General features: G+C 64.5%; 16 protein-coding genes. 12 read left to right on the forward strand and 4 right to left on the reverse strand.

Features of this window, described 5'->3' with window-relative positions; all coding sequences use genetic code 11:
* Positions 1 to 52: 52 nt before the first annotated feature.
* Positions 53 to 952 carry a helix-turn-helix domain-containing protein gene (locus LOY42_RS14160; RefSeq protein WP_139670980.1) on the reverse strand — a complete coding sequence of 300 codons (900 nt, stop codon included), beginning with the start codon at positions 950 to 952 and terminating at the stop codon, positions 53 to 55.
* A 164-nt stretch (positions 953 to 1,116) separates the two neighbouring features.
* Between LOY42_RS14160 and LOY42_RS14165 the strand changes: the two genes are divergently transcribed.
* From LOY42_RS14165 to LOY42_RS14190, 6 genes are all read left to right on the forward strand, one after another.
* Entirely contained in the window at positions 1,117 to 2,475 is a 1,359-nt protein-coding gene (locus tag LOY42_RS14165; protein WP_028689491.1) for a glutamine synthetase family protein, read from the forward strand.
* 128 nt (positions 2,476 to 2,603) lie between these two features.
* Positions 2,604 to 3,692: a polyamine ABC transporter substrate-binding protein gene (locus LOY42_RS14170; protein ID WP_023631637.1), complete on the forward strand. Its 1,089-nt coding sequence runs from the start codon at positions 2,604 to 2,606 to the stop codon at positions 3,690 to 3,692.
* Positions 3,693 to 3,705: 13 nt separating this feature from the next.
* The gene (locus LOY42_RS14175) at positions 3,706 to 5,001 is read left to right on the forward strand and encodes an FAD-binding oxidoreductase (RefSeq protein ID WP_139670976.1); all 1,296 of its coding nucleotides are present in this window, start codon (positions 3,706 to 3,708) and stop codon (positions 4,999 to 5,001) included.
* 130 nt (positions 5,002 to 5,131) lie between these two features.
* A complete protein-coding gene (locus LOY42_RS14180; RefSeq protein ID WP_046857799.1) occupies positions 5,132 to 5,809 on the forward strand; it encodes a DUF3313 domain-containing protein in 678 nt (225 codons plus the stop codon).
* 263 nt (positions 5,810 to 6,072) lie between these two features.
* Positions 6,073 to 6,666, forward strand: a complete 594-nt coding sequence (locus tag LOY42_RS14185; protein ID WP_139670973.1) for a DUF1842 domain-containing protein — start codon at positions 6,073 to 6,075, stop codon at positions 6,664 to 6,666.
* A gap of 19 nt (positions 6,667 to 6,685) precedes the next feature.
* Entirely contained in the window at positions 6,686 to 7,141 is a 456-nt protein-coding gene (locus tag LOY42_RS14190; RefSeq protein WP_102682276.1) for a DUF1842 domain-containing protein, read from the forward strand.
* A 71-nt stretch (positions 7,142 to 7,212) separates the two neighbouring features.
* On the opposite strand, the gene LOY42_RS14195 is transcribed toward LOY42_RS14190, so the two are convergent.
* Entirely contained in the window at positions 7,213 to 8,520 is a 1,308-nt protein-coding gene (locus LOY42_RS14195; protein ID WP_046855776.1) for a serine/threonine transporter, read from the reverse strand.
* A 90-nt stretch (positions 8,521 to 8,610) separates the two neighbouring features.
* Positions 8,611 to 9,987: an L-serine ammonia-lyase gene (locus LOY42_RS14200; protein ID WP_139670971.1), complete on the reverse strand. Its 1,377-nt coding sequence runs from the start codon at positions 9,985 to 9,987 to the stop codon at positions 8,611 to 8,613.
* 146 nt (positions 9,988 to 10,133) lie between these two features.
* Between LOY42_RS14200 and LOY42_RS14205 the strand changes: the two genes are divergently transcribed.
* Together LOY42_RS14205 and LOY42_RS14210 are read left to right on the forward strand one after the other, a co-directional pair.
* The gene (locus LOY42_RS14205; RefSeq protein ID WP_102682279.1) at positions 10,134 to 11,081 is read left to right on the forward strand and encodes a LysR substrate-binding domain-containing protein; all 948 of its coding nucleotides are present in this window, start codon (positions 10,134 to 10,136) and stop codon (positions 11,079 to 11,081) included.
* Positions 11,082 to 11,187: 106 nt separating this feature from the next.
* Positions 11,188 to 13,434, forward strand: coding sequence for a TonB-dependent siderophore receptor (locus tag LOY42_RS14210; protein ID WP_258598012.1), 2,247 nt, complete (start codon positions 11,188 to 11,190; stop codon positions 13,432 to 13,434).
* A gap of 2 nt (positions 13,435 to 13,436) precedes the next feature.
* Here the strand turns inward: LOY42_RS14210 and LOY42_RS14215 are convergent, their stop codons facing one another.
* A complete protein-coding gene (locus LOY42_RS14215; protein ID WP_258598013.1) occupies positions 13,437 to 15,146 on the reverse strand; it encodes a sulfatase-like hydrolase/transferase in 1,710 nt (569 codons plus the stop codon).
* A 384-nt stretch (positions 15,147 to 15,530) separates the two neighbouring features.
* Between LOY42_RS14215 and LOY42_RS14220 the strand changes: the two genes are divergently transcribed.
* Genes LOY42_RS14220 through LOY42_RS14235 form a run of 4 tightly spaced genes read left to right on the forward strand, consistent with a single transcriptional unit; the run spans position 15,531 to position 19,333 of the window.
* Positions 15,531 to 16,880, forward strand: a complete 1,350-nt coding sequence (locus tag LOY42_RS14220; RefSeq protein ID WP_139670965.1) for a UDP-glucose/GDP-mannose dehydrogenase family protein — start codon at positions 15,531 to 15,533, stop codon at positions 16,878 to 16,880.
* Positions 16,877 to 17,941, forward strand: coding sequence for an NAD-dependent epimerase (locus LOY42_RS14225; protein ID WP_110699324.1), 1,065 nt, complete (start codon positions 16,877 to 16,879; stop codon positions 17,939 to 17,941). The genes LOY42_RS14220 and LOY42_RS14225 overlap by 4 nt, the downstream gene beginning before the upstream one ends.
* Entirely contained in the window at positions 17,938 to 18,684 is a 747-nt protein-coding gene (locus LOY42_RS14230; protein WP_046855782.1) for a sugar transferase, read from the forward strand. The genes LOY42_RS14225 and LOY42_RS14230 overlap by 4 nt, the downstream gene beginning before the upstream one ends.
* Before the next feature lies 1 nt (position 18,685).
* Positions 18,686 to 19,333 carry a CpsD/CapB family tyrosine-protein kinase gene (locus LOY42_RS14235; RefSeq protein WP_102682284.1) on the forward strand — a complete coding sequence of 216 codons (648 nt, stop codon included), beginning with the start codon at positions 18,686 to 18,688 and terminating at the stop codon, positions 19,331 to 19,333.
* The last annotated feature ends 17 nt before the right edge of the window (positions 19,334 to 19,350 follow it).

Raw genomic sequence — 19,350 nt, forward strand, 5'->3', positions numbered from 1 at the left:
TCACCCCGTTTCGCCTTGTCTGGCCTTCGCGCAGACACATTTGCTACAGACCCTAGCTTGCCCGCCGCCGCTTGAGCGTTTCGCTCGGCAGTTCGCGAAACAGCTGCCGGTAACTTTCGGAAAACCGTCCCAGGTGCCAGAACGACCAGCGCATCGCCACTTCGGCCACGGTCGCGTCACCGGCCAGCAGATCGCGCCGCGCGCCGTTCAGGCGACGCAGGCGCAACCAATGCGCCGGTGGCAGGTTGGTGAAACCCTTGAAGGCTTGCTGCAATTGACGCACGGAAACCCCGGCGACCTTGGCCAGTTGCAGCAGGTTTAGGGTTTCGTCGGGGCAGTCGGCGGCCCACTCGCTGACCCGGCGCATGATCGCCCGCTCCTCGTCGCGCCGCCCCAGCGCCTCGCCCTGCAGGCGCTGGCCGGCGTTGTCGAGGATGAACAGGCAGTCCTCCAGCAACTGCTCGCCCAGCGCCCCGCCCTCCAGCGGGCAATCGGCCTGTCCCAGCTGCGTGAGCGTGGCGCTCAGCCAGTTGCCGAACAAAGCGTTCTGCTGGCAGGTCAGCGGCACCATGAACAGACCGCGCAGGCGATCCAGGTCGAGGCCGTGGCTGGCCAAAAACGGCTGCTCGAACACCACCGCCACTTCCTGGTAGTTCTCCGGGGTGATCCAGATATTGCGGCTGTCTTCATTGAGCAGATAGAGGCTGTTTTCACTGCGGTCGAAGCAGAACGCCAGGGCGCCGCTGGGCGCGCGAAAGAACTGCTCGACCCGGGTGTTCAGGCGCTCCTCGTAGACCTCCACGCCATCGAGGCCCAGCCAGCGCAGCTGGCCGTTGAAATGCCCGGGCGACATCTGCCGGTATTGCTGCTGCCAGCCAGGGGTGACGCGGGTCTGTTCGGTCACATCGGTGGTGCGGTAATCCTGGACCTGCAAGGCGGTTGGCGTTGTCACGCGCTGTCCTAGTTGCACTCTTTTGGTGCATTAATTGCCGAAGAAAGTGGATAGATCACCCTGGGGGGCAGCGACCAAGATAGTCCTCAGCGTCACCTGTGGGAAGTGCCCCTCGGCACTGAACGCCTTGCGTCCCACCACAACTACCCAACCAAGAGGTTTGTATGAACGCCCCCTTCGATCAGCTGTCCACCTGGCTGAAAGAACACCGGATCACCGAAGTCGAATGCGTGATCAGCGACCTGACCGGCATCGCCCGCGGCAAGATCGCCCCGACCGCCAAGTTCCTCCACGAGCGCGGCATGCGCCTGCCCGAGAGCGTGCTGCTGCAGACCGTCACCGGCGACTATGTCGACGACGACATCTACTACAGCCTGCTCGACGCCGCCGACATCGACATGGTCTGCCGCCCCGACCCCACGGCGGTGTACCAGATCCCCTGGGCCATCGAACCGACCGCGATCGTCATCCACGACACCTTCGACAAACAAGGTAACCCCATCGAGCTGTCGCCGCGCAACGTACTGAAGAAGGTGCTCAAGCTGTACGCCGACAAGGGCTGGCAGCCGATCGTCGCGCCGGAGATGGAGTTCTACCTCACCCAGCGCTGCGAGGACCCGGACTTGCCGCTGCAGGTGCCGCTGGGCCGCTCGGGCCGTGCCGAAAGTGGCCGTCAGTCGTTTTCCATCGATGCCGCCAACGAATTCGACCCGCTGTTCGAGGACGTCTACGACTGGTGCGAAATCCAGGGCCTGGACCTCGACACGCTGATCCATGAAGACGGCCCGGCGCAGATGGAGATCAACTTCCGCCACGGCGACGCCCTGGACCTGGCCGACCAGATCACCGTATTCAAGCGCACGATGCGCGAGGCGGCGCTCAAGCACAACGTCACCGCCACCTTCATGGCCAAGCCGATCACCGATGAACCGGGCAGCGCCATGCACCTGCACCAGAGCGTGGTCGACATCGCCACGGGCAAGCCGATCTTCGCCAATGACGACGGCAGCATGAGCGAGCTGTTCCTGCACCATATCGGCGGCCTGCAGAAGTACATCCCCAAGCTGTTGCCGATGTTCGCGCCGAACGTCAACTCGTTCCGCCGCTTCCTGCCTGACACCTCGGCGCCGGTGAACGTCGAATGGGGTGAGGAAAACCGTACCGCCGGCCTGCGCGTGCCAACGTCGAGCCCCGAAGCGATGCGCGTGGAGAACCGCCTGCCGGGCGCCGACGCCAACCCCTACCTGGCCATCGCCGCGAGCCTGCTGTGCGGTTACATCGGCATGGTCGAGAAACTCGAACCCAGCGCCCCGGTACAGGGCCGCGCCTATGAGCGGCGCAACCTGCGCCTGCCGATCACCATCGAGGACGCGCTGCAGCACATGGAAGACTGCGAAAAGGTGCAGCAGTACCTCGGCCAGCAGTTCGTCCAGGGCTACGTCGCGGTCAAGCGTGCCGAGCATGAAAACTTCAAGCGCGTGATCAGTTCGTGGGAGCGCGAATTCCTGCTGTTGAGCGTCTGATCCGCTTTCTGGCAGGCCAGATCCCACGGCAGAACCAAGATGCCTGTGGGAGCCGGCTTGCCGGCGATGGGCTGCAAAGCAGCCCCTACACCACCGAACTCGAAGAACAAGACCAACGAGGTGTCGACATGCGTCATCCGCAAGCTTTGATCCCCGCAACCTTCGCCCTGCTGTTCGGCGCGGCCGTCCAGGCCCAGCCGACGGTGAGCGTCTACAACTGGACCGACTACATCGGTGACACCACCCTGGCCGACTTCCAGGCCAGCAGCGGGATCAAGGTGGTCTATGACGTGTTCGACTCCAACGAAACCCTGGAGGGCAAGCTGCTGGCCGGGCGCACCGGCTACGACGTGGTCGTGCCCTCCAACCATTTCCTCGCGCGCCAGGCTCAGGCCGGCGCGTTCCTGCCGCTGGACCGCAGCAAGCTGCCGAACTGGCGGCACCTGGACCCGAAACTGCTCAAGCAACTGGAGCAGAACGACCCGGGCAACCAGTACGCCGTACCGTACCTCTGGGGCACCAACGGCATCGGCTACAACGTCGACAAGGTCAAGGCGGTGCTGGGCATCGACAGGATCGACTCCTGGGCCGTACTGTTCGAAGCCGAAAACCTGAAGAAGCTCAAGCAGTGCGGCGTGGCGTTCATGGACTCGCCCGACGAGCTCTACCCCGCCATGCTCAACTACCTGGGCATGAACCCGCGCAGCGAGAAGGCCGATGACTACAAGAAGGCCGAGGCCCGCCTGTTGGAGCTGCGCCCGTACATCACCTACTTCCATTCCTCCAAGTACGTTTCGGACTTGGCCAATGGTGATGTCTGCATCGCCTTCGGCTACTCCGGCGACGTACTGCAGGCCGCGCACCGCGCCGAAGAGGCCGGCAACGGCGTCAAGGTCGCCTACAGCATTCCCAAGGAAGGCAGCAACCTGTGGTTCGACCTGCTGGCCATCCCCAAGGACGCCAAGAACCCCGAGCAGGCCCTGGCCTTCATCAACTACCTGCTCGACCCCAAGGTGATCGCCAAGGTCAGTGCCACGGTCGGCTATGCCAACGCCAACCCCGACGCCAAGGCCGACATGGACCCGGCGCTGGTCGACAACCCCGAAATCTACCCGCCGCAGGAGGTGCTGGACAAACTGTATGTCTCGTCCATGCAGAGCCCGCCGATCCTGCGGCAGATGACCCGCTCCTGGAGCAAGATCAAGTCCAACCGCTGAGTCGAGCCCACCCATGCCCCACATGACTGAACACACTGCCTCCTACTACGCCGCCTCGGCGCGCCAGGCGGCGACCTACCCCGCGCTCGACCAGGACCTGCAGGCCGATGTCTGCGTGGTCGGCGGTGGCCTGACCGGGGTCAACGCGGCCCTGGAGCTGGCCGAACGCGGCCTCTCGGTGATCCTGCTGGAGGCCCGCCGTATTGGCTGGGGCGCCAGCGGGCGCAACGGCGGGCAACTGATCCGCGGCATCGGCCATGACGTCTCGGGCTTTGCCCGCCATGTCGGCCAGGACGGCGTGCGCTACCTCAAGCAGGCCGGGATCGATTCGGTGGCCCTGGTCGCCCGCCGTATCGCGCAATATGGCATCGACTGCGACCTGCGCTGGGGGTTCTGCGAGCTGGCCAACACCCCCGCCCAGTTCGCCGCATTCGAGGACGAGCAACGCGACCTCGCCACACTGGGCTACCCGCATGAGACCCGCCTGGTCGGCCCCGAGCGCATGCACGAGATCGTCGCCAGCGACCTGTACGCCGGTGGCCTGGTCGACATGGGCTCGGGCCATCTGCACCCGCTCGACCTGGTCCAGGGCGAAGCCCACGCCGCCCATGGCCTGGGGGTGCGCATCTTCGAGCAAAGCCCGGTACTGCGCATCGAACATGGCAGTACGGTGACCCTGCACACCGCCCGCGGCAAGGTGCGCGCGCAGAGCCTGGTACTCGGCTGCAACGCCCACCTCGACGAACTGGAGCCACGCTTGAGTGGCAAGGTGCTGCCGGCCGGCAGCTACGTGGTGGCGACCGAGCCACTGCCTGAAGGCCTGGCGCGTACGCTGATCCCGCAGAACATGGCGCTGTGCGACCAGAAAGTGGGCCTGGACTACTACCGCCTGACCGCCGACAACCGCCTGCTGTTCGGCGGTGCCTGCCACTATTCCGGGCGCGACCCCAAGGACATCGGCGCCTACATGCGGCCCAAGGTGCTCAAGGTGTTCCCGCAACTGGCCGAGGTGCGCCTGGACTACCAGTGGGGCGGCATGATCGGCATCACCGCCAACCGCTTCCCCCAGGTAGGCCGGCTCAGCCAACACCCCAACGTGTTCTATGCCCAGGGCTACTCCGGGCATGGTTTGAACGTCACCCACTGGACAGCGAAACTGCTCGCCGAAGCCATTGCCACCGAGCAAAGCCATGGCTTTGATGTGTTCCGCGCGGTGCCGCACGTGACCTTCCCCGGTGGCAAGGCACTGCGCTCGCCGCTGCTGGCACTGGGGATGCTGTGGTATCGCTTGCGCGAGGCGCTGGGCTGACGACCCTGTAATGCCAGTGATTCAGCGTCACTTGGGGCTACTACACAGTCCAACGAAGGCCCGGAAACTGGCCTTCGGCCCACCACCTGCTAGCGTTGTCCTGGCCCCTTCCCTCATGGACCTCGTCATCATGAAGCACCTGCCTCGCACCACCCTGCTGTGCGCTGCTCTGCTGGCCCTGGTTGCCTGCTCCAGCAACCGTGTCGACCCCAAGGACTATTCCGGGTTTCTCAAGGACTACAGCCGCCTGAAGCCGGCCGAAAGCGTCTCCGGCGCGCCGGTGATGCGCTGGATCGACCCGGACGTGAAGGCCAGCCAGTACACCAAGGTGTTCATCGAACCGAGCCAGTTCTACCCCAAGCCGCAACCGACCAACGTGATCTCGGCGCAGACCCTGCAAGAGATCACCCGCTACTTCAACGAAGCGATGCGCCGCGAACTCGGCAGTGTGCTTACCCTGGTCAAGGAGCCCGGGCCGAATACCATCGTGGTGCGCCCGGCGATCACCGCGGTCTCCACCAGCACCGAAGGCCTCAAACCCTATGAAGTGATCCCCATCGCCCTGGTCGCCGCGGCGGTCAACACCGCCGCCGGTGGCCGCGACCAGGCCGTGGACATCGCCGTGGAGGCGGCCTTCCTCGATGGCGCCAGCCAGAACGTGCTGGCCCAGGTGGTGCGCAAGGGCAGTGGCAAGGACCTGGAGAACGACACCACGCAGCTGACCCTGAACGACGTCAAGCCGGTGCTCGACGGCTGGGCCAGCGACATGCGCCGCAGCTTCGTGGCCCTGCAGCAGAAAGCGAAGTAAGTGACCATTCGGTCATTGCGCGACCACTCGTCGGACGTACTGTAAAAAGGCCATCACTGCCTGGCCGGCCTGCTTAACTCAAGCGGGCTGCCAGGCAGGCGGCACCGCGTACCAGGGATGGCTGCACAAGCCGGCTGCCAACAGCCGCTCGCACCGGGCAAGCCTGTTCTCCCCGCCCGGTCTCCCACCTTCTCCGCCTCTTCGCCCGCCTGCGCCAGTCGTGGTTATCGGTATGTCATTCATCGAATGCAATGGAGGCAATCATGTCTGAATCGCTGCTCGCACCGTCGGAAGGTCTTTTCCCGGTGTCCTACCTCATTGGTACCAACGCGCCAGGTGCCCCGCGCCTGCAAGTCGACCTGCTGGTCTACACGCCAGACCGCAGCGTCAACGGCCACGCGCTGATCACCCAGACCACCAACCCACCGCTGGAGCTGGGGCTGGATGTCTGGGGCACCTACAGCTACCTCACCGTGCAGCCGCCAAGCGAAGGCAAGATCCTGCTGACGGTACGTGGCAACCATGGCGGACCACACGCCAACTCGCCGGAGCAGTTCGAACTGCGTGCGCTGCTCGACCAGGACTGGCAGAAAGGTACGGCCAGCTACCGCTACTACAACGGCCAGCGCTGGATCGAGGTGGACAACGTACCCGTCGTGCTGGAGCTAAAGCGCATCCAGACACTGGCGAACGTCGACCTGACGACCGAACTGCACAACGCCACCCTGGAGGCAGTGATCGCCACCGGTGATGTCGCGCAACTCAAGCATCTGGCCAGCGGTGCCGTGGGCAAAGCCCTGGACCAAGCTCTTGCCTCGACCAAAAGCCCGGCCGCCAAGGCCGCCAAGAAAGCCTGAGCAGACAAGGAGAATCAGCATGTCCTTCGGACTTTTTCATACCCGCCTGAACGTCAGCAACGGGCTGCTCGGCGCACCGATCCTGACCCTCGACCTGCTGGTGAATACCGTGCAGAAGAAGGTCACCGGCAGGGCTTCCATCATCCAGACCACGCATCCGGTTCAGGTGTTCCACGCCAAGGTGTGGGGCGGCTACAGCGAGCTGCCGTTCGCGCCCGCGGGTAGCCCGTCGATCGTCCTGCACCTGGATGGCAGCCCTAGCGGCCCGCTCAGCCAGATTGCCCAGACCTTCCACCTGCAGGGTCTGCTCGACCAGGGCTGGAATGTCGGCACTGCCAGCTACCGCTACTTCATCAACGGCCATTGGGTCGACCAGCATGGCCGCGTGCGCAAGGCGCCGGACATCACCCACCAGGATCAACCGCGACCAGCGGAGCGCCTGAAGGCCGCGATCAGGCACCTGGAAAGCGTCTGACCTGAGCGGTCCGCGGGGCAAGTCCTCCCCCACGCTTTCACGTGGGAGCGGGCTTGCCCCGCGTTCATTGGTCAGGCCATGAAGCTGTAGGCGATCGCCGACAGCGTGATCAAGCCGATCAGCACCACGAACACATTCGACAACTTGCCCGAGTACTGGCGCAACGCCGGCACCTTCTGTACCGCGTACATCGGCATCAGGAACAGCAGGCAGGCGATCACCGGCCCACCAAGGCTCTCGATCAGCCCAAGGATGCTTGGGTTGAGGGTGGCCACCGCCCAGCAGGTCACCAGCATGAACAACGCGGTGGCGCGCTCCAGGCGCTTGGCCGGCCATGTCTTGCCGCGCCCGCGCAGGCTCTTGACGATCATGCCCTGGAAGCCTTCGCTGGCTCCGATGTAGTGGCCGAGGAAAGACTTGGTGATAGCCACCAGCGCGATCAGTGGCGCGACGAAGGCGATCACCGGGGTCTGGAAGTGGTTGGCCAGGTACGACAGGATCGAGATGTTCTGCGCCTTGGCCGCGGCCAGGTCCGCCGGGCTCAGGGCCAGCACGCAGCTGAAGCAGAAGAACATCACCGTCAGCACCATCATCACATGGGCCGTGGCCAGGGTCCGGCCACTCTTGCGGTCGGCATCATTACCATAGCGGTGCTTCTGGTCGACGGCGAAAGCCGAGATGATCGGCGAGTGGTTGAACGAGAACACCATCACCGGAATCGCCAGCCACAAGGTCAGCAACAGCTTCGAGGCACTGATGCCCTCGTTGGCCTGGGCGAAGAAGGCGCCGTTCCAGTTGGGGATCAGGCTCAGCGCCAGCAGCAGCAACGAGGCGACGAAGGGATACACCAGCACGCTCATGGCCTTGACGATGATCTGCTGGCCGCAGCGCACCACGATCATCAACCCGCAGATCAGCAGCAACGCCAACAGCGCTCGGGGCGGCGCACCGATGTGTAGCTGGTGCTCGAAGAAGCTGGTCAGGGTATTGGTCAATGCCACGCTGTAGACCAGCAGGATCGGGAAGATGGCGAAGAAGTACAGCAAGGTGATGAGCTTGCCGGCGCCCACGCCGAAATGCTCCTCCACCACTTCGGTGATGTCCTCGTTGCCACCTTTGCGCCCGGACAGCACGAAGCGCGTCAGGGCGCGGTGGGCGAAGAAGGTCATGGGGAAGGCCAGCAATGCCAGGATCAGCAACGGCCAGAAGCCCCCGACCCCGGCGTTGATCGGCAGGAACAGGGTGCCGGCGCCGATCGCCGTGCCATACAGGCCCAGGGCCCAGGTGGTGTCGTGGCGGTTCCAGGTGGTCGAGCCACTGGCCGAAGCCGGGGCAGCCGAATCCGCACGAACGCTCGTGGTGCTTTGTACATCAGTCATGGGTATCGCCTTGTAGTTGTTTTTGTCGCAGGTACAGCGGGTGTTGCAGGTTCAATCAGGTTTGCGGGGCACTTCGCGGGAGCCTGTTTCTCAGCACTCGACGAACGCGACGGCCAGGCCGCCGCGAGAGGTTTCCTTGTAGTTGGCGTGCATGTCCGCGCCGGTATCGCGCATGGTGCGGATCACCCGGTCGAGGGAGATGAAATGCTCGCCGTCGCCACGCAAGGCCATCTGCACGGCGTTGATGGCCTTCACCGCGGCAATCGCATTGCGCTCGATGCACGGGATCTGCACCAGGCCACCCACGGGGTCGCAGGTCAGCCCGAGGTTGTGCTCCAGCGCGATCTCGGCGGCGTTTTCCAGCTGCGGCGGGGTCGCGCCAAGCACCTCGGCGAGCCCTGCGGCAGCCATCGAGCAGGCCGAGCCCACTTCACCCTGGCAACCGACTTCGGCGCCGGAAATCGAAGCGTTCTTCTTGCACAGAATGCCCACTGCGGCCGCCGCCAGGAGAAACGCCACCACATCGTCGTCACAGGCGCCGGGGTTGAACTTCATGTAGTAGTGCAGCACCGCCGGGATGATGCCGGCGGCGCCGTTGGTCGGCGCGGTGACCATGCGCCCGCCGGCGGCGTTCTCTTCATTCACCGCCAGGGCGAACAGGTTGACCCACTCCATGGCGCTGAGGGTCGAGCCGATCACGTTCGGCTTGCCGACCTCCTGCAGGCTGCGGTGCAGGCGCGCCGCCCGGCGCTTGACCTTGAGCCCACCCGGCAGGATGCCTTCGTTGCGCAGGCCGTTGTCGACGCATTCGCCCATCGCCGCCCAGATCTTCAACAGGCCTTCGCGGACCTCGCTTTCCGGACGCCAGGCGCACTCGTTGGCCAGCATCAGCTGGCTGACGCTGAGGTTGTGGGCCTTGCACAGGGCCAGCAGTTCGGCACCGCTGGAAAATTCGTAAGGCAGCTCGACCAGGCCTTCATCGCTCGAAGGCGCATCGATTTCAGCTTGTTCGACGATGAAGCCTCCGCCCACCGAAAAGTAGGTCTGGCTGAACTGGCTGCCCTGCCCGTCGAAGCTTTCCAGGGTCATCGCATTGGGATGGTAGGCCAGGCTCTCGTCCAGCAGGCGCATGTCGCGGCTGTACTGGAAGTCGATTGGATGACTGCCGTCGAGCATCAGGCAGTGCTCCTGCATCAGCTGGTCGATGCGTGGCTCGATGCTGTGCGGGTCGATCCGGTCCGGCCACTGGCCCATCAGCCCCAACAGGCAGGCACGGTCGGTGGCGTGCCCGACCCCCGTGGCCGACAGCGAGCCATAAAGGCGTACCTCGACCCGGCGAACCTGGGCCAGCAAGCCGCGCGCGCGCAGGGCCTGGGCAAAGGTCGCCGCGGCGCGCATGGGGCCGACGGTGTGGGAGCTGGATGGGCCGATGCCAATCTTGAAAAGGTCGAAAACACTGATAGCCATGCTAATGCCTGACCGTGACGGCAATCTGCGACACGCCACGGCTCTCCGGAAAATTTGAGCGGTATTGCCAAGTTGCGCGATACTGCCGCGCTCAGGCCAGCTTGACCAACGAAACTTCCTACACAAGCCTTTAGCAGGACTAAACAATGAAAGGCCCACTCAATGGCCAGGTGTTCGTCTGGCTGCACGTGTTCTCCTGTGCGGCGCGACATCTGTCGTTCACCCGCTGCGCCGAAGAGCTGCACATCACTCCCGGAGCAGTCAGCCAGCAGATGCGCCAGCTCGAGGAGCGCCTGGGCTTTCGCCTGTTCCTGCGCCGTGCTCGCGGCGTCGAGTTGTCCGCCGAAGGCCAGCGCCTGGCGCAGACCGTGGCCGAAGCCTACGGCAGCATCGAGGCCGAGCTGCTGCGCCTGGACGCCGGCGAGATCCGCGGTACCTTGCGCCTGCGCTCGATCCCCTCGTTCCTGGCCAAGTGGCTGACCCCGCGCCTGCCGCGTTTCCAGCAACGCTATCCGGACATTGAGCTGCGCCTGGTGGCCGAGGACAGTAACCAGGCGCTGCACCCGGAAGACTTCGACCTGGCCATCGATCTCAACGATGGCAGCTATCCGGGCATGCTCTCCACGCCTCTGCTCGACGAGCAGATCTTCCCGGTGTGCTCGCCTGCCCTGCTGCGCGGCCGCCCGCCCCTGCACGGCCCGGCCGGCCTGGCCCACTACCCGCTGCTGCATGACATCACCGCCTGGCGCGGCAGCTCGGAATACGCCGAGTGGGAGTTCTACCTCGACGGCATCGGTGCCGGCGGGCTGGACGTACGCCGCGGACATACCTTCAACCGCAACCACCTGACCATCGAGGCCGCCATCGCCGGGGTCGGCGTGGCCATCGCCCGGCGCACCCTGCTCAACGACGAACTGGAACGCGGCGCGCTAATCGTGCCGTTCGGGGTGCCTATCGCCAACCACAAGCGTTATGTGCTGCTGTATCCACCGGGCGGATTGAGCCAACCTGGGGCGCGGGCGGTGCATGACTGGTTGGTGGAAGAAGCGCAGAGCTTTCGCGCCATGCACCCATTGGCACTGTCGGCGACTTAGATCAACACCACTTTTAATGCTAATGATTAGCATTGAGGTTTTGCCTTTCTGATTCGGAATCCCTAGTGAATGCCTTCACTTACTTGCGAATCGAAAGGAATCCAGTATGTCGCAACAACCTGTCAGCCCGGCACATCCGCCGGCTGTACCGCACTTCACCTGCAATCGCACCTTCGCCGCCGTGCACATGGCATTGCTCCTCGGGCTGGGCGGTGCCGCCATGAACCTGGCTGCGGCACACGCAGTGGAACCTGCGGAAGAAGTGGAGAAGGCGCGCCACGGCCAAGGCGCCGGCAGCCTGGAGCTGTCCGAAACCATGGTCGAAGGCAGCCGCGACGCCCCCAGTGCGTTGCCGCCGGTCTACGCCGGTGGCCAGGTGGCCTCGGGTGGCCGGGTCGGGCTGCTGGGCAACAAGGACTTCATGGAAACGCCATTCAGCACTATCAGCTACACCGAGAAATACATCGAGGACACCCAGGCCCAGACCGTCACCGACGTGATCGCCGCGACCGACCCCGCAGTCTTCAGCAACGGGCTCAAGGGCACCTACAGCGAGAACTACTCCATCCGCGGCTTCAACTCCAACATCAGCGACGTGAGCATTGGCGGCCTGTATGGCATGGCGCCCTACTACCGGATCTCGCCGGAGATGTACGAGCGCATCGAGGTGCTCAAGGGCCCGTCCGCCCTGCTCAACGGCATGCCGCCAGGTGGATCGGTGGCCGGCAGCATCAACCTGGTGCCCAAGCGCGCGGGCGCCGAACCGCTGACGCGGATCACCGGCACCTACATGTCGGACGCGCAGCTCGGCGGGCACCTGGACGTCGGCCGTCGCTTCGGCGAGGAACAACAGTTCGGCGTGCGCTTCAACAGCGTCTACCGCGACGGCGATACCGCCACCGACCACCAGCGCATGAAGGCCGAGCTCAATGCCCTGGGCCTGGACTGGCGTGGCGAGCGCGCGCGCCTGTCGGCCGACCTGTACGAAAGCGAGGACCGGGTCAGGGGCCAGAACCGCGGCATCGGCCTGGCCGCAGGCGTGCCGGTGCCCAGGCCGCCGAAGTCCGAGACCTTGCTCAACCCGGATTGGGGTTTCGTACAGACCCGCGACAAGGGCGTGATCGTGCGCGGCGAATATGACCTCAACGACAACCTCATGGCCTATGCCTCAGCCGGCACCAGCAAGACCGACTACAAGTACAGCGGCACCATGCTCGCAGAAGTGCTCAACACCGCCGGCGACTTCGAGACGCGCATGGGCCAGTTGAAGATCGACCTGGAGAAGACCTCGGGCGAAGCCGGCCTGCGTGGCCATTTCGACACCTTCGGCGTCGGCCACCAGTGGTCGCTCAATGCCACGCACTACTCGGACAAACAGCGCGACTATGGCCGGCGCAACGTTCCGGGTGCCGAGTGGATCACCAACATCTACCACCCGGTCTGGGGCCCGGAGGCCGCCAGGAGCTACCCCGCCATCGCCCACACCGAGTCACGCCTGAGCAGCTACGGCCTGGCCGACACCCTGTCGTTCTTCGACGAGCGTGTGCAGCTCACCCTGGGCGTGCGCCGCCAGCAGGTGCTGACCGACAGCTTCAGCGTCACCACCGGCGCACAAACCAACCGCTACAACGAAAGCGCCACCACCCCGGCGGCGGCGGTGCTGGTCAAGGTCACCGACGAGGTGTCGCTGTACGCCAACTACATCGAAGGCCTGAGCAAGGGGGCGACCGCCCCCCTGACCGCGGCCAACGCAGGCGAAGTGTTCGCACCCTACAAATCGAAGCAGAAGGAGGTGGGGATCAAGCTCGACCTGGGCGACTTCGCTCACACCCTGAGCCTGTACCAGATCGAGCGTCCCAGCAGCTACACCAACCCCGCAACCAACGTTTTCTCCTTCGGCGGCGAGCAACGCAACCGCGGGCTCGAGTGGAGCTTCTTCGGCACACCGCTGACCGATGTGCGGCTGATGGGCGGCGTGGCCCGCCTCGATCCCAAAGTGACCAAGGCTGCCAGCGGCTCGGATGAAGGCAAGACCGCCACCGGCCAGCCGAAACTGCAGGGCAAGCTGGGCGTGGAGTGGGATACCCCACTGCTCGATGGACTGACCCTGACCGCCAACGCCACCGCCGTGTCGAAACAGTACATCAGCAGCGACAACAGCCAGTCGATTCCCGGCTACACCATCTACGATGTCGGTGCCCGCTACCGGCTGCAGGTAGCCGACCACCCGGTGACCTTGCGCGGCACGGTGGAAAACGTGACCAACAAGGCCTACTGGGGCATGCCGCTGCTCACCAGCCTGGGGCTGGGTGCGCCACGCACCGTGCAGGTGTCCGCCAGCATCGACTTCTGACGTCAGTCAGCCTTGCCTACCGGCATCGGTTGCCCCGCCAGGACACTGGCGGGGGTGACCACCTGGCCCAGGTCGATATGACGGAAATCCGGCTTGGCCCCCAGACGCGCATTGAAACGCACGTTGAAGGTGAACGGGTCGTCGGTCGGCATGTCCAGCGACTGCCCGTAGAGCGCGCTGACCGCCTTGTCGTCGTAGCCCATCAGCTTGAGCATTGTGGGGAACAGGTTGTAGTGGCTGGAGGCGTTACGGTTCACCGCCAGGTTGCCTTCCCAATCCAGTGTCCTGAGGCCCTGCCCCTGGATCACTACCAGCGGCACCAGGCCCTCCTCCGGCACCGGGTCGCTGTCGCAATGAGTGTTCAGCCCCGGGTTACCGCGCTCATGCAGGTCCTGGCCATGGTCGGAGGTGTACAGCACCACGGCCTGGCTGAGGTCGGCCTCGGCGAATAGCCGGCGGAAGAACTCACCGACGCTCCACAGCACGGTGTTCTGGTAGGCATTGCGGTACAGCACCCAGTCCTGCAGGCGGCCATCGAAACCGTCGCGGGTGCCAGTGTCGGCAATATCGACGTAGTGGCCCCGGGGCAACGCGGGCTGGTATTTGAGGAAGTCGTCTGGATATTTGTCGTGCACCGGGAAGTGGGCGCCGACCTTGTTCACCACGATCAGGTGCGGCTTGCCATCCTTGAGCAGCGCCACCAGCCGCTCCAGCGCTGCCATGTCGCGCTGCACCACGGGGGTGTCGTCGAACTGGATGAACTGGTCGATATCGCGCTTCTCGGTTTCGGTCATCAGGTTCTGCAGGTTGCCGCCGGTGCGCTGGCCGTCGATGTAGACCGTCTCCAGGCCCGCGCGCTTGGCGTACTGCCAGATCGACGGCTGGGTCGAGTTGATGCGCAGATAGTCGGCGCGGGTGCCGCCATAGCGCAGGGTGACATTGGTGTCGGCGCTGCAGTTGGCAATCGACGCGGCGTAACCGAAATTGACGATTTGCACGCCGGGTTGGGCCTGGGCCAGATGGCTGGTGACCCCGGCCGGGGTGTTCAGGTCCAGGTAGTTGCCCGAGATGCTCTCGTCGATCAGCAGCACGATGTCCCGCGCCATCGCCGGGCCTGATTGGGCAAGGGTCACGGGCTGACGTGGCCCGACATGGTCGTGCAGGGTCTCGTAGGTGAACAGGCTCAGATAGGCCAGCGGCGTGTACATCACCGGCAGCCCGCGGGCGCCCTCGCCGGCCCGCACGAACAGGATGGCGACCAGCGCCAGCAACCCCAGCAGCGGTGCCAACGGTGGCAACAGGCGCGGCAACTTCGGCGTCGGCCCAGGACGCAGGCCAATGCCCAGCAGCAATAGCAGCGCCCGTGCCGCAGCGAGGGTTATGGCGTAATGATATTGCTGCAGCGCCTCCTGGACGAAACCGCCGGCGTAGACCATGGACACGAAGGCGCTGTAGGTCAGGTACGAATCGGTGATGCGGTTATAAGCGTCGAGAAAGATCGCGCTGACCGTGAACATCAGGGCCAACGCCCAGCGCAGCCACCCCGCACGCGTGAACGCCGTCAGCACAAGCGCCACCGCCAAAACCGCAAACATACCCAGGTAAAGGACCAGCGGCACGCCAATACCCAAGGCTTCTATGCGCTCACGGTAATAGCCATGAAAGCTGGCCAGGTAAACCAGCAGCAGCAAAAGCTTGACCCATCCGCGCATGTTTCGGCCACTCCGGTCATGGAATTCTTCTCAAACCGTAGCACCTGTGAAACAAACCACAACGCAAAAAAGTCAAATTTCCGACGACATACCGACACCGGAATCTGGCACAGGCCGCAAGCTGTTGTTGATTATCTCTATCGTCTGCAGACCGCTTATTTCGCTGCATTGCACCGTTCATCGGCTCGCCGAACGGCCAATTGCCACTAGCTATGTTCGCTAACACACGGATTGGAAACGGGTTGGTGGCAGAAGGCCCGTTGCGTTGGACTCTGTAAATGCGACGAAACATGCCATTGCTTTGACGCAATTCCACCGGGCTGAGCTATACCCAATTCACACCACTGTTTCATCTCCCTTACTCATCCATTCGAGGCACCGCGCATGGACGTGAGCGTTTTTGGCACCGGTTATGTCGGACTGGTACAGGCAGCAGCACTGGCGGACGTAGGTCACCGGGTACTGTGCGTGGATGTCGATACCCACAAGATCAACCAGTTACGCCAGGGTGTGCCGCCGATCAGCGAGCCGGGCCTGTCGGACTTGCTCGAGGACAACATCAAGGAAGGTCGCCTGCTGTTCAGCACCCAGGCCAGCGACGCCGTCAGCCATGCCGAGCTGATCTTCATCGCCGTGGGCACCCCGCCCGACGAGGACGGTTCGGCCGACCTGACCCATGTGCTCAACGTCACCCGGCAGATCGCCGCGCTGATGGAGACCGACCATACCCTGATCATCAAGTCCACCGTGCCGGTGGGCACCGCCGACCAGGTCATGGCCCTGGCCCGCGACGAGTTGCAGCGCCTGGGCAAGGGTCAGTTGCAAGTACGCGTGGTGTCCAACCCCGAGTTTCTCAAGGAAGGCAGCGCCCTGGCCGATTGCATGCGCCCGGACCGCATCATCGTCGGTACCCTCGACGAGGTCGCCCATGACCAGCTGGCCGAACTGTACGCGCCGTTCTGCCGCAACCACGAAAAACTGATGTTCATGGATAACCGCAGCGCCGAACTGACCAAGTACGCCGCCAACGCCATGCTCGCCACCCGCATCAGCTTCATGAACGAGCTGGCCAACCTCAGCGAACACCTGGGCGCCGATATCGAGGCGGTACGCCGCGGCATCGGTTCCGACCCGCGCATCGGCTACCACTTCATCTACCCCGGCTGCGGCTTTGGCGGTTCGTGCTTCCCCAAGGACATCAAGGCCCTGCTGCACACCGCCGCGCACAGCGGCATGCCGCTGCGCCTGCTGCAGAGTGTCAGCGAGGTCAACGATCAGCAGCGGCGCATCCTCTTCGCCAAGCTCAAGCAGCGCCTCGGCGGCCTGGCGGGCAAGTCCATCGCCCTGTGGGGGCTTGCCTTCAAACCCAACACCGACGACATGCGCGAAGCGCCCAGCCGCTACCTGATGGAAGCGCTGTGGGCCGAAGGCGCCACGGTGCGCGCCTATGACCCCGAAGCCATGGACGAATGCCGGCGCCTGTACGGCTACCGCGACGACCTGCAACTGTGCGCCACCCGCGACGACACCTTGCAGGACGCCGACGCCCTGGTGATCTGCACCGAGTGGAAAAACTTCCGAGTAGTGGACTTCTCGATGCTGGCCAGCAAGCTGCGCGCGCGGGTGATCGTCGATGGCCGCAACCTGTACAACCCTGAACAGGTGGCGGCCCACGGCCTGCACTACAGCGGCATCGGCCTGCGCCAGGTCAGCCCGCAGGCGGATGCGCCATGAAAGTGCTGGTCACCGGCGCGGCCGGTTTCATCGGCGCCCATACCTGCCGCCAGCTGTTGCTCGAGGGGCATCAGGTGGTGGGGCTGGACAACTTCAACGACTACTACGAGCCGTCGCTCAAGCATGCCCGCGTGCACTGGGTACGCCAGACAGCGGGCGATTTCCCGCTGCACTGCCTGGACCTGGGCGACCGCGACGGCATGGCCCGGCTGTTCGCCAGCGAACGCCCGGACGTGGTCGTGCACCTGGCCGCCCAGGCCGGTGTGCGCTACTCGCTGCAGAACCCGCAGGCTTACCTGGACAGCAACCTGGCCGGTTTCCTCAACGTGCTCGAAGGCTGCCGCCGGCACCCGGTCCAGCACCTGCTGTACGCCTCGTCCAGTTCGGTGTACGGCGCCAATCAGCAAACGCCGTATCGGGTCGAAGACGCCGTGGACCACCCGCTGTCGCTGTATGCCGCCACCAAGAAGGCCAACGAGGCCATGGCCCACAGCTACAGCCACTTGTACGGCATTCCCTGCAGCGGCCTGCGCTTCTTTACCGTGTACGGCCCCTGGGGCCGCCCGGACATGTCGCCGATGCAGTTCGCCCGGGCGATCAGCGAAGGCAGGCCGATCCAGCTGTTCAACCATGGCCGCCACCAGCGCGATTTCACCTATATCGACGACATCGTCGAGAGCCTGGTGCGGCTGATCCCCCTGCCCCCGGTCGCCGACCCGCAGTGGAATGCGCTAACCCCGGATCCGGCCAGCAGCCACGCGCCGTGGCGGCTGTACAACATCGGCGGGCAGCGTCCGGTGGAGCTGCTCGACTACCTGGCGCTCCTGGAGAAACACCTGCAGCGCAACGCGGTGATCGAACTGCTGCCGCTGCAACCAGGCGATGTCCTGGCCACCTGCGCCGATGCCAGCGCCCTGGCCAGGGTCACCGGATTCACCCCACAGATAGGCCTCGATGAGGGGCTCAGGCGCTTCGTCGCCTGGTTCAAGAGCTACTACTCGCCCGCCGCCAGCGAAGCGGCGCCCACGGGTGAGCAGCCAGATCAACGGAGGGCGGTATGACAGGACAACCCAAGAGCGCACAACTGCAGGCGCTGTACCAGGACAAACGCATGGACCCGGCGCACCGACAGCGCATTGATGCCGCCATCCACATGCAGGGCCGCGGCTGGATCACCGGCCGCGTCGGTGGTCGCCCCTGGACCCTTTCGCGCACCAACCGCGTGCTGTCGTGCCTGGCCGCGCTGACCCTGCTGCTGCTGCTGTCGCCGCTGTTCCTGGTGCTGGCGCTGCTGATCAAGCAGTCCAGTCCAGGTCCGGTGTTCTTCGTGCAGAAGCGCACCGGCTACCGCGGCCGCGCCTTCGGCATGTTCAAGTTCCGCACGATGGTGGCGAACGCCGAGGCGTTGAAGGATTCGGTGCGCCACCTGAACAAGCACGGCGCCGATGCCATCGACTTCAAGATCGACAAGGATCCGCGCATCACCTCGGTCGGCGGCTGGTTGCGCAGAAGCAGCCTGGACGAGCTGCCCAACCTGATCAACGTGGTCACCGGCGATATGCGCCTGGTCGGCCCGCGCCCCACTTCATTCAACGCCTACCGCTACCACGACAACCACCTGGCGCGGCTGTCGATCTACCCGGGCATGACCGGCCTGTGGCAGATCTCCGGGCGCAGCAACATCGACTTCGACCAACGGGTGGAGCTGGACCTGAGTTACATCAACGAACAGAGCCTGATGCTGGACCTGAAGATCCTGCTCAAGACCCCGTTCAAAGTCTTCACTGGCCACGGAGCAAGCTGAGATGGACGGTTCATCCTCAAGAAGCCTGACGATCGCTACCCCAAGCGAGACCAACCTGACCGCCACCGTGCTCGACCTCGACCAGCGCACCCTGCTGCTGACCGCGGCCAACACCGGCAGCGGCACCAGCACCAGCGCCCTGGCCTTCGCCAGCCAACTGGCCCTCATGAGTGCGGGCAACGTGCTGCTGATCGATGCCAGCCTCAGCCCCGGCGGCCTCAGCCAACAGCTCGGCCTGGCCAAGCTGCGCGGCTACAGTGACCTGCTGTTCAACCAGGACACCCCGCCGCTGGCCCAGGACTGCATCGTGCGCCTGTCCGACCAGCCGTTCGACGTGCTCCCGGTGGGCACCTGGAAGCGCGGCCGCGACCGCCTCGACCACGAGCAGTTGCGCGTACTGCTGAACCAGTTGAGCAACCAGTACCGTTTCGTGGTGATCGACGGCGAAGCCATCTATGCCAGCGCCGACAGCCTGGTAATCGGTACCTTGGTCGACGGCGTGATCCTGGTCGTGTGCGCCGAGGAGACCCGCTGGGAGGTGGCCCAGGCCGCCAGCCAGCGCCTGACCCAGGCCGGCGCGCGATTGATCGGCAGCGTGTTCAACAAGCGCAAGTACTACATGCCCAAGTGGCTGTACGAAAATCTCTGAGAGGCCGCACAGGATGA

Source organism: Pseudomonas sp. B21-023, from assembly GCF_024749165.1.
Lineage (GTDB): Bacteria > Pseudomonadota > Gammaproteobacteria > Pseudomonadales > Pseudomonadaceae > Aquipseudomonas.

Coding starts and splice junctions, on each gene's coding strand:
- LOY42_RS14210 (WP_258598012.1), top strand. CDS start 11,188: ATGTCGCAACAACCTGTCAGCCCGGCACATCCGCCGGCTGTACCGCAC.
- LOY42_RS14170 (WP_023631637.1), top strand. CDS start 2,604: ATGCGTCATCCGCAAGCTTTGATCCCCGCAACCTTCGCCCTGCTGTTC.
- LOY42_RS14165 (WP_028689491.1), top strand. CDS start 1,117: ATGAACGCCCCCTTCGATCAGCTGTCCACCTGGCTGAAAGAACACCGG.
- LOY42_RS14205 (WP_102682279.1), top strand. CDS start 10,134: ATGAAAGGCCCACTCAATGGCCAGGTGTTCGTCTGGCTGCACGTGTTC.
- LOY42_RS14180 (WP_046857799.1), top strand. CDS start 5,132: ATGAAGCACCTGCCTCGCACCACCCTGCTGTGCGCTGCTCTGCTGGCC.
- LOY42_RS14200 (WP_139670971.1), bottom strand. CDS start 9,987: ATGGCTATCAGTGTTTTCGACCTTTTCAAGATTGGCATCGGCCCATCC.
- LOY42_RS14230 (WP_046855782.1), top strand. CDS start 17,938: ATGACAGGACAACCCAAGAGCGCACAACTGCAGGCGCTGTACCAGGAC.
- LOY42_RS14235 (WP_102682284.1), top strand. CDS start 18,686: ATGGACGGTTCATCCTCAAGAAGCCTGACGATCGCTACCCCAAGCGAG.
- LOY42_RS14175 (WP_139670976.1), top strand. CDS start 3,706: ATGCCCCACATGACTGAACACACTGCCTCCTACTACGCCGCCTCGGCG.
- LOY42_RS14215 (WP_258598013.1), bottom strand. CDS start 15,146: ATGCGCGGATGGGTCAAGCTTTTGCTGCTGCTGGTTTACCTGGCCAGC.
- LOY42_RS14190 (WP_102682276.1), top strand. CDS start 6,686: ATGTCCTTCGGACTTTTTCATACCCGCCTGAACGTCAGCAACGGGCTG.
- LOY42_RS14185 (WP_139670973.1), top strand. CDS start 6,073: ATGTCTGAATCGCTGCTCGCACCGTCGGAAGGTCTTTTCCCGGTGTCC.
- LOY42_RS14220 (WP_139670965.1), top strand. CDS start 15,531: ATGGACGTGAGCGTTTTTGGCACCGGTTATGTCGGACTGGTACAGGCA.
- LOY42_RS14225 (WP_110699324.1), top strand. CDS start 16,877: ATGAAAGTGCTGGTCACCGGCGCGGCCGGTTTCATCGGCGCCCATACC.
- LOY42_RS14195 (WP_046855776.1), bottom strand. CDS start 8,520: ATGACTGATGTACAAAGCACCACGAGCGTTCGTGCGGATTCGGCTGCC.